The following is a 9,151-nucleotide window of genomic DNA, read 5'->3' on the forward strand; positions in this document are numbered from 1 at the left end:
ATATCTTATTGACCAGCGATGAGCCTTTTAGATTGGTTATGGTTTCTTTTGACTGACTTGAGTTTTGAAAAGATATAAAGCAATTGATTTTCATTTTCATCCCGGTTTTTATTATACATTATATATAAATTATGTGTTATGTGTCTGATTTATTAAAAATTAATACGAGTGATACAGGCGTTTTATGTAACCGATAAACAGATTGTTGGTGTATATAGATTAATAAATCCTTTTAGTATTTTTTTAAGGTTATGAATCACTTGCCACAAATTTATATTCAATATCTCAAATAAGGGGATTAGAAGTGTTAAATTTCGGGTTTATTAGTGTTTATTATATGTTAGATACATATTTTCACAAATATCTATCACTTTTGTGATACTCAATTAATCCTTTGATAGGATTTTCTATAATTATATCTATATGGACATTAAGTTCCTCAGCTATTTCTCTGATAATATCGGCATACATATTGGCAATAGTACCTACAAGCCTGACGGGATATAGGGTGTAGTCGTATTGCAGAACATTCCGTTCGAAGAAAGAGCGCAGGCTGTGATATACCAGACCTCTTACATAGGGATCATCCATATAATCATGTAAGAAGTATGACATGACGGATAGCAGCCTGTTTGGAAAAGGTTTGGTATATACATAATCTATGATTTCGTCCGGTGTAATCTTGTATTTTTCGTAAAATAATGTTGCCAGTCCCTCCGGGGCCAGCCCTTTCAGGCAATCTGAAACGAATGCTTTTCCCATTGATGCGCCGCTGCCTTCATCACCAAGTATGTATCCGAGCGATTTAATATTCTTTATAATGTCGGTACCGTCATAGAAACAAGAATTGGACCCCGTTCCAAGTATACAGGCTATTCCTGCCTTATCCTGAAACAATGCACGGGCCGAGCCCAGAAGGTCGCTCTCTATCACGGCAGGTGTTCTGAATTGCGCCTCAAACGAGGCTTTTACTATCCCTTTTTTCTCTGGGGAAGAACATCCCGCCCCATAAAAATAGATGGCATTGAATTTTGCCCTGAAAAATATCTGGGGAAGCTGTATCCGTATTAGTCGGCTAATCTCTTTTCTCGATTGGAAAAAGGGATTTATGCCATCCGACAAGAAATGGGCTGCGACACCTTCTCTGTCTACCAAGCACCATTCGGTTTTTGTTGAGCCACTTTCTGCGATTAAGATCACAAGTTCATTATTTTATTTTCTGCAAAGATATAAAAAATAGATATGCAGTTTAGCTCTTTAAGGCTTAATAGATTTTATGATTTTTGTATATTATAAAAATGTATCGGGATTTTATCGGAACAAATTGCTGTTTGCTTTGCAAACCTTGCATGATCCTGCACACTCTTTTTATTCATTGAATCAGATAATGCATTATGAAATGGAGATTTACAGCTTTCAGGATTGCAGATAAATAATAAACTTTAATAAATAAGCCGGGATTACTCTATATTATCACACAAATAAACACTATTATTAATAATATCTAAACGCAAATTTATTACTTTCAAATTGATGAGGTAATTTAGAAAAGTATCTTACATTTGCGGAAATATATATCATTATTTACTTAAAGAATGCACTATGAAACCTTTATTATTAACATTTCTCCTACTTTTTCCTCTGACCTTTTTTGCCCAGGATAAACTCGCATATGTCAATGTTGACGAGGTCTTTTCCAAAATGCCGGAATTGAAAGATGTGGAGACAAAACTAATGGCAAAAAGTGAAACTATAAAAAAGAGCCTGACTGCCATGCAAACCGAATATAATCAGATGCTCGAAAGATATGGAAAGACTCCTACCGATAGCATTACTCAGGCCATTGCGGAAGACAGGCATAAACAGATGACAGATTTCCAGGAAAGGTATCGTGTCTTTTCAAACAACAGCCAGCAGGAACTGGAAAAAGAGCAGCAGGCACTGATGGCTCCATTACAACAAAAACTGATGAAAGCTATAAAAGATGTTGGGGCCGAAAACGGCTATACTTATATCCTCAATTCGGCTAGCCTGCTTCATATGGGTACAGCCGCCAAGGATGCAAACGGGCAGGTGAAGGCTAAATTGGGAATTACAAATTGAAGCTGTCCGTACCAGACTATAATTACTTATTTACAAAAAGAAAAGGCTTGAAATATGATATTTCAAGCCTTTTTCATATTTATATAATCTCCGTATTTCAGATATTTTCCATATTTCTCTTTACAAAGTTGTTTAAAGCTTCCCCTTTTAGCATGCCGTTGGATAAGAGTGCAAGATCTATCAATTGACGGATATTAGCGCTTTCGGTAGCATATGAATCTACAGCCTCTTTGTTTTTACCTTCTATATCACTCATTATCTTTTTTATGAGCGGATGTTCTATATTCAGCACCAGATTGTAGCTATTGGGCATCTCACCATAGAAGCCCATGCCGGTTTGCATTGCCGACATCTCTTTCATACGGCGCATAAATTCGTTTTGGGTTATCTGTACCGGCTGAGCCCTGGCGTCCAAAGCTTTATAATCTATGGTAAATTCGGTTTTCTCTATTTTTGGAAGCTGGGAGGTAAAGGCTTCATTCAATTCTTCTTTTTGCTTGTCGGTCAGATTGACTTCTTTGCTGTCTTCTTTCCTGACAAGGTTGTCGATAGTGTCCGCATCTACTCTGACAAATTTACTTTTTCCGAATTTTTGTTCCAGCATTCCGGCCATATGCACATCGAGTTGTCCGTCGAAAAGGATCACATCATAACCTTTATCTTTGGCTGTATTGATATAAGAATATTGTTCATCCTTATTATTTGCATACAGATATATAAGATTGTCGTCTTTATCGGTTTGATTGGACGAAATCAACGTCTTGTATTCTTCGAAAGTAAATGCCTTGCCGTCCGTATTCTTTAGCAGGCAGATTTTCTGAGCCCGTTCATAGAATTTATCATCAGTAAGCATACCATATTCTATAAATATTTTCAGGTTGTCCCATTTTTCTTCAAACCGGGAGCGGTCGTTCTTGAATATTTCTTCCAGACGATCGGCTACTTTCTTTGTAATGTGGTTCGATATTTTCTTTACATTCTGATCGCTTTGCAGATAGGACCGCGATACATTGAGCGGGATATCCGGAGAATCGAGTACCCCATGCATTAATGTAAGGAACTCCGGAACAATACCTTCTACCGAGTCGGTAACGAAGACTTGATTACTGTAGAGTTGTATCTTGTTACGGTTCATATCCACATTGCTCTTTATCTGCGGAAAGTAAAGAACACCTGTTAATTTGAACGGGTAGTCTACATTCAGGTGTATCCAGAACATTGGTTCGTCAGAAAAAGGGTAGAGTTCCTGATAGAATTTCTTATAGTCCTCATCTTTCAGGTCGGCAGGTTTACGTGTCCAAAGCGGGTTGGTGTCATTTATAATATTGTCTTCGCCAGTTTCTATTGATTTTCCGTCTTTCCACTCTGTCTTTTTACCAAATACAATCGGAACCGGCAAAAAACGACAGTATTTTTTCAATAACTTATCGATTTCTCCTTGTTCCAGAAAATTTTTGTTTTCATCATCTATATATAATATAATGTCTGTACCGCGTTCTGCTTTTTCGATCACTTCGATAGTATATTCCGGAGAACCGTCACAACTCCATTTAACAGCTTCGGTCCCTTCTTTAAATGATTTGGTTATAATTTCCACTTTTTGGGATACCATAAAAGAAGAATAAAATCCAAGGCCGAAATGCCCGATGATAGAGTTGGCATCTTTCTTATATTTATCAAGAAACTCGTTTGCAGAAGAGAATGCAATTTGATTGATATACTTATCTATCTCTTCATTTGTCATACCTATACCGTTGTCGGATATAGTAATTGTTCCGTTTTCTTTATCTATTTTAATTTTTACTGAAAGATTTCCGAGCTCACCTTTAAATTCGCCTAGAGAAGCGTACGTTTTTAACTTTTGAGTAGCATCTACAGCATTAGACACTAGTTCTCGTAGAAAAATTTCATGATCGCTATATAAAAATTTCTTTATTATTGGGAAAATATTCTCAGTAGTAACCCCAATTTTACCGTTTTGTTGCATATTATTAATATTTTAATTCGTATATTTGTTTTTAATGATGTTGGGGACAAAATAAGTGCCAAATATATCCATAATGACATTTTGTCGGAGGCCTAATAGTATTATTTATATACATTTTTAGTTAATAGATATTATTTATAATACATACACTCTCTCTAGCTATTGTTTAGATTCTTGATTATCAAGATATTGTGAAAATAAAATTCTGTAATTAACGTTTTAATTTAACAAATCAACTAATTTTTAACCAAGATGAGAAAAAGTATATATCTTTGTTTCAACGACAGGAAAATTTAAATACCTGCTGCAACTATAGAATGAGTTAAACTATATTTCGCCAACTAAATACTTAATAAACGATGGCAACACTAGATAAAAACAATAAAGGTTTTGAAGATAAGTTAATAGACTTACAAAACAATATGATGAATTTCGCACTCACCCTTACATCGAACAGAGAAGAAGCAAAAGATTTGTTACAGGAAACAACATTGAGGGCTTTGGATAACAGGGAAAAGTATTACGAAAATGTTAATTTCAAAGGCTGGGTATTTACTATAATGCATAATATATTTGTAAATAACTATCGCCGTGTGGTTCGCAGCCAGACAATGATCGATCAAACGGAGAATTTATATCATCTGAACATGCCTCAGGATTCGGGATTCGATACACCGGAAGGTGCATATACCGTATCTGAAATATCCAGAGTAATAAATAGTTTTTCGGATGAATATAAAGTTCCATTCTCAATGCATGTTACAGGATTTAAATATGAAGAAATCGCTCAGCAATTAAGTTTGCCTATAGGTACTGTGAAGAGCCGTATTTTCTTCGCCAGAAAACGTCTTCAGGAATTATTAGCTGATTATAAATATCAGGACAGGGAATGATGTTATTTCTACTTTGATTATAGGCCTGCATAATTTTGCAGGCTTTTTTTATATTTTAGCTTCCCATTTCGGAGGACAGGACAAACTCTATATAATCGAAAATATGTCGAAAGATTATTGTCCGGTCGATATTCTACTCTGTACAATAATCGTATTCCACAACTGCTTCCCATCCGTTCTTAACATACTTGGGATCAACCGAAAATTCAGCAGCGCCGATATCCAGATCATTTGAACAAGGGATTCTGTAATGTCCCCATGCACAACGTTTCGACGATTTTGTCGCAGGATTATAACTTGTCCATGTGCCGAGGAACTGGTTATTGCAATAGCCGTCGGCATCGGACATCAGATCGTCGTACAAAAGATTTCCGTCTTCATCTATATACCAGTATGTAACCAGTTTACCCGAAAATATACCACTGTATTTTTGTTCCTTATTTTCGCTGAAAGAAAAATCAGCCATAATATAACCCTCACTGACAGGTTGTGTTTCCTCTTCTTCGCCCGCATCCGCATCTATATTACTGTATTCTCTGACACCTGTAATTTTAATAGTACCTTCGAAATCGCAAATATTGGTTTTTACTTTCGAACTGCCTTTTACATGGTAGGTATTTGCCGAGGTACGCTCTATCTCTGTGAAATAGATATGCAAGCGTTGAAAATCATCCCCTATATATCCCAGATAGCATGTCTGGTTGTCGAGCCACAGGGGAGAGAAATCAAGATCATTAAGAAAACCCGGTTCCGGAGAAACGGTTTCCGCTTCCAATATAAAATCCTTTATCCATTCGTCAGCACTACAATCTGTCTGTGCATGCACAGACAGCGCTATACTCATCAAAAACACACACAAGACCTTTTTCATTTATATAAAATTTTTCTTAGTTCCTCGTCAGTCAGGTTTTCGCCCGCTTCATCGAATGTCAGCCTGAATGTGCATCCGGCTTTCCATTCCGAACAGCCGTAGGCTGCTTTTCCTCTCAATACCGTCCCTTTTTTACATAGGGGACACACAAGAGGCTGCTGGGCGGCTTCTGTCTGGGCGGCTTTCTCCGTTTTATCCTTTTTTGCTCTCGGTTTTCGTTCCGGTACAGGCTTTTTCTCTTTTGGCGCTTTTTGTTTTGGCTTCTCGGCTTCCTCTTTCACGGCTGCTTCTATTGTTATCCGGCTGCCCCAGTCACTTTTTACATTGGTTACGATCTCGGTAAGCATCTGTTTCAGTTCGTCGATGAACTGGCGCGGGTCGTATTCGCTCTTCTCTATCTGGCGGAGTTTCTTTTCCCATAGTCCGGTAAGTTCAGCCGATTTCAGTAATTCCTCTTTAATCGTACCTATCAGTTCCACTCCTGTCTGTGTAGCATAGAGGTTTTTACGTTCCTTGCGGATATAGTTGCGTTTAAACAATGTTTCTATTATAGCTGCACGGGTCGACGGGCGTCCGATGCCGTTCTCTTTCAGGGCATCACGCAGTTCATCGTCTTCTACCAGTTTACCCGCGGTTTCCATCGCCCGCAGCAGGGTGGCCTCAGTATAATACTTGGGAGGCTGCGTCCATTTTTCATTCAGTGCAGGCTCATGCGGGCCTTTTTCACCTTTTACGAACGGAGGGAGTATGTTATCATCATCTTTGTCTGTTTCCTCTTCTTCCTGGTTAGGGCTATTCGGGTTATTGGCCGGTCTTTCGAATACCACACGCCATCCGGGTTCGAGTATTTGCTTACCTGTCACCTTAAATTCCACTTTGGCAGCTTCACCCAATACGGTAGTGGTTGAAATCTTGCAATTCGGGTAGAATGTAGCGATAAAACGCCGGGTAATGAGATCGTACACTTTGCGTTCTTCGGCTGAAATAGCGCTTGCCCTTACCCCTGTGGGGATGATGGCATGGTGGTCGGTGACCTTGCTGTTATCGAATACTTTCTTCGACTTTGGGATTTTAGGCAATGCCAATACAGGCTTGACCAATTCTTCATACCCTGCCAGGCCTCTCAATATAGCGGGTACTTTCGGATACATATCGTCGCTCAGATAAGTAGTATCTACGCGGGGATAGGTGGTTAGTTTCTTTTCGTACAGGGATTGTATGGTTTTCAATGTGTCTTCGGCTGAAAAGGCAAATTTCTTATTACATTCCACCTGCAAAGCTGTGAGGTCGAACAGGCGGGGGGCCAGCTCTTCACCGTTTTTTGTGCTGACGTCCGTTACTTCAAATTCAGACAGCTTTATTTCTTCAAGGAACTTTTCTCCTTCTTCCTTCGAAGTAAAACGACCTTTAGTCGCCGAAAATGTCGTCTCCCTGTAAACTGTTTTCAGTTCCCAATACGGTTCAGGTTTGAAATTCTCTATTTCAAGCTGACGGTTTACAATCAAGGCTAAGGTTGGTGTCTGTACCCGCCCGATGGACAGTACGGAACGGTTTTGACCGTATTTGACCGTATATAGCCGTGTTGCATTCATTCCCAGCAGCCAGTCACCGATAGCCCGGGATAATCCGGCTTCATAAAGCTTATCGAATGCGGCCTGATCTTTTAGATTATTGAACCCTTCGCGGATAGAGTCTTCTGTCAGTGAAGATATCCACAAACGCTTTACCGGAGCCTTATTCTGCGCTTTCTGCATCACCCATCGCTGGATAAGTTCTCCTTCTTGTCCGGCATCACCGCAGTTGATTACTTCATCTGCTTCAGACATCAGTTTCTCTATTACTGCGAACTGCTTTTTCACTCCTTCGTTCTCAATAAGCCTGATACCAAAACGGGGAGGAATCATCGGCAACAAGTCCAGTGACCACTGTTTCCATTGGGGTGCATATTCGTGCGGTTCTTTGAGCGTACAGAAATGCCCGAACGTCCATGTCACCTGATAGCCGTTGCCCTCAAAATATCCGTCCCTACGGGCATTTGCCCCCAGTATTCCGGCTATTTCGCGTGCCACGCTTGGTTTTTCGGCTATACAGACTTTCATATAAATTATTAATTGGCAAATTTGAAGATTCGTATATTAGCAAATAAATCGTTGAAATACCCCTTACTGAGTGGGGCGAAACACCTTATCAGTTAACAGTAAACAGTCAGCAGTTAACAACTCGTATCTTAAATAACTTTCAACTTACTACCCATTATCTGAAACTCATTACTTGTTAAAACTTGACAAACTTGACACTTTTTTTCGATATTTTTATTTGTCAGCTTCTCTTGTTATTTTAGCTCAATACTTGAAAGAAGTATCAGCTAATAGCTAAAGGCTACCGGCTACTATATAGATAAAGTTTAATAGCTTTCGTTATCATTCGGGAAATCCGAAGACTTCACATCCTTGATATATCCCTGCACGGCCTCAGTCATTACTGTATGCAGGTCGGCATAACGGCGTAAGAATTTGGGTGAGAAATTTTTATTGATACCGAGCATATCGTGTACGACAAGCACTTGACCATCTGCATGCGGACCGGCGCCAATACCGATAGTTGGTATTGTTAGTTGCGAGCTTACGGTCTTTGTCAATTCGGCCGGTATCTTCTCCAATACCATGCCGAAACAGCCTACTTCCTGAAGTAGTAGAGCATCTTTTATCAGTTTGTCTGCTTCAGCACCGTCTTTTGCGCGCACATTATATGTGCCGTATTTATTAATAGACTGTGGCATCAGGCCGAGATGTCCCATTACAGGAATACCCGCGTCTATAATTTTCTTTATATCGGGAATAACTTCTTCCCCGCCTTCTATTTTTAAAGCATCTGCACCTGTCTCTTTCATCATACGGATAGCGTATTCCAGCGATTTAAGCGGATTACCCGATACTGTACCGAAAGGCATATCTACGATAACCAAAGCGCGTTTTGCCCCATTCATCACCGAACGTCCATGATATATCATCTGATCGAGAGTCATAGGTAAAGTGGTAATGTTCCCCACCATGACATTGGATGCTGAGTCGCCGACAAGAATAACATCCAGCCCGGCCTGATCCAGAATAGATGCCATAGAATAATCATATGCTGTAAGCATTGAGATCTTTTCGCCGCGTTGCTTCATTTCTATCAGGCGGCGTGTTGTAACCTTGCGGTTATCCTCGGTGTATGTAGACATATCTTTTCTTTTTTAATTAATTTAAGTTGCTATTTATAGATTGTAAATTTTATCAAAAGTATATCCCCAAATGA

The 9,151-nt window shown here is 39.3% G+C and carries 7 protein-coding genes; 2 read left to right on the forward strand and 5 right to left on the reverse strand.

The annotated features are described in order from the left end of the window. Positions 1-354: 354 nt before the first annotated feature. Positions 355-1,200 (reverse strand): hypothetical protein, encoded by an 846-nt coding sequence (locus ACFO6W_RS24770; protein ID WP_380001575.1) that lies wholly within the window; start codon positions 1,198-1,200, stop codon positions 355-357. A 402-nt stretch (positions 1,201-1,602) separates the two neighbouring features. On the opposite strand from ACFO6W_RS24770, the gene ACFO6W_RS24775 reads away from it, so the two are divergent. Then, positions 1,603-2,103: an OmpH/Skp family outer membrane protein gene (locus ACFO6W_RS24775; protein ID WP_380001577.1), complete on the forward strand. Its 501-nt coding sequence runs from the start codon at positions 1,603-1,605 to the stop codon at positions 2,101-2,103. A gap of 97 nt (positions 2,104-2,200) precedes the next feature. Here ACFO6W_RS24775 and htpG read toward each other — a convergent pair whose 3' ends face one another. After that, positions 2,201-4,090, reverse strand: a complete 1,890-nt coding sequence (gene htpG / locus ACFO6W_RS24780; protein ID WP_380001579.1) for a molecular chaperone HtpG — start codon at positions 4,088-4,090, stop codon at positions 2,201-2,203. A 359-nt stretch (positions 4,091-4,449) separates the two neighbouring features. Between htpG and ACFO6W_RS24785 the strand changes: the two genes are divergently transcribed. Beyond that, positions 4,450-4,983, forward strand: a complete 534-nt coding sequence (locus ACFO6W_RS24785) for an RNA polymerase sigma factor (protein ID WP_380001581.1) — start codon at positions 4,450-4,452, stop codon at positions 4,981-4,983. A gap of 133 nt (positions 4,984-5,116) precedes the next feature. On the opposite strand, the gene ACFO6W_RS24790 is transcribed toward ACFO6W_RS24785, so the two are convergent. The 3 genes from ACFO6W_RS24790 to panB all read right to left on the reverse strand — a co-directional run bounded on the left by ACFO6W_RS24790 (position 5,117) and on the right by panB (position 9,077). Continuing rightward, complete coding sequence (locus tag ACFO6W_RS24790) at positions 5,117-5,854, reverse strand: hypothetical protein (RefSeq protein ID WP_380001583.1); 738 nt, start codon at positions 5,852-5,854, stop codon at positions 5,117-5,119. Beyond that, the gene (locus tag ACFO6W_RS24795) at positions 5,851-7,953 is read right to left on the reverse strand and encodes a DNA topoisomerase 3 (RefSeq protein WP_380001585.1); all 2,103 of its coding nucleotides are present in this window, start codon (positions 7,951-7,953) and stop codon (positions 5,851-5,853) included. Before ACFO6W_RS24795 ends, ACFO6W_RS24790 begins: the two co-directional genes overlap by 4 nt. A 305-nt stretch (positions 7,954-8,258) precedes the next feature. Further along, complete coding sequence (panB, locus tag ACFO6W_RS24800; RefSeq protein ID WP_380001587.1) at positions 8,259-9,077, reverse strand: 3-methyl-2-oxobutanoate hydroxymethyltransferase; 819 nt, start codon at positions 9,075-9,077, stop codon at positions 8,259-8,261. Between the last annotated feature and the right edge of the window lie 74 nt (positions 9,078-9,151).

Source organism: Dysgonomonas termitidis (assembly GCF_042654545.1).
GTDB lineage: Bacteria > Bacteroidota > Bacteroidia > Bacteroidales > Dysgonomonadaceae > Dysgonomonas > Dysgonomonas termitidis.

Coding starts and splice junctions, on each gene's coding strand:
- panB (WP_380001587.1), bottom strand. CDS start 9,077: ATGTCTACATACACCGAGGATAACCGCAAGGTTACAACACGCCGCCTG.
- ACFO6W_RS24785 (WP_380001581.1), top strand. CDS start 4,450: ATGGCAACACTAGATAAAAACAATAAAGGTTTTGAAGATAAGTTAATA.
- ACFO6W_RS24790 (WP_380001583.1), bottom strand. CDS start 5,854: ATGAAAAAGGTCTTGTGTGTGTTTTTGATGAGTATAGCGCTGTCTGTG.
- ACFO6W_RS24795 (WP_380001585.1), bottom strand. CDS start 7,953: ATGAAAGTCTGTATAGCCGAAAAACCAAGCGTGGCACGCGAAATAGCC.
- ACFO6W_RS24775 (WP_380001577.1), top strand. CDS start 1,603: ATGAAACCTTTATTATTAACATTTCTCCTACTTTTTCCTCTGACCTTT.
- htpG (WP_380001579.1), bottom strand. CDS start 4,090: ATGCAACAAAACGGTAAAATTGGGGTTACTACTGAGAATATTTTCCCA.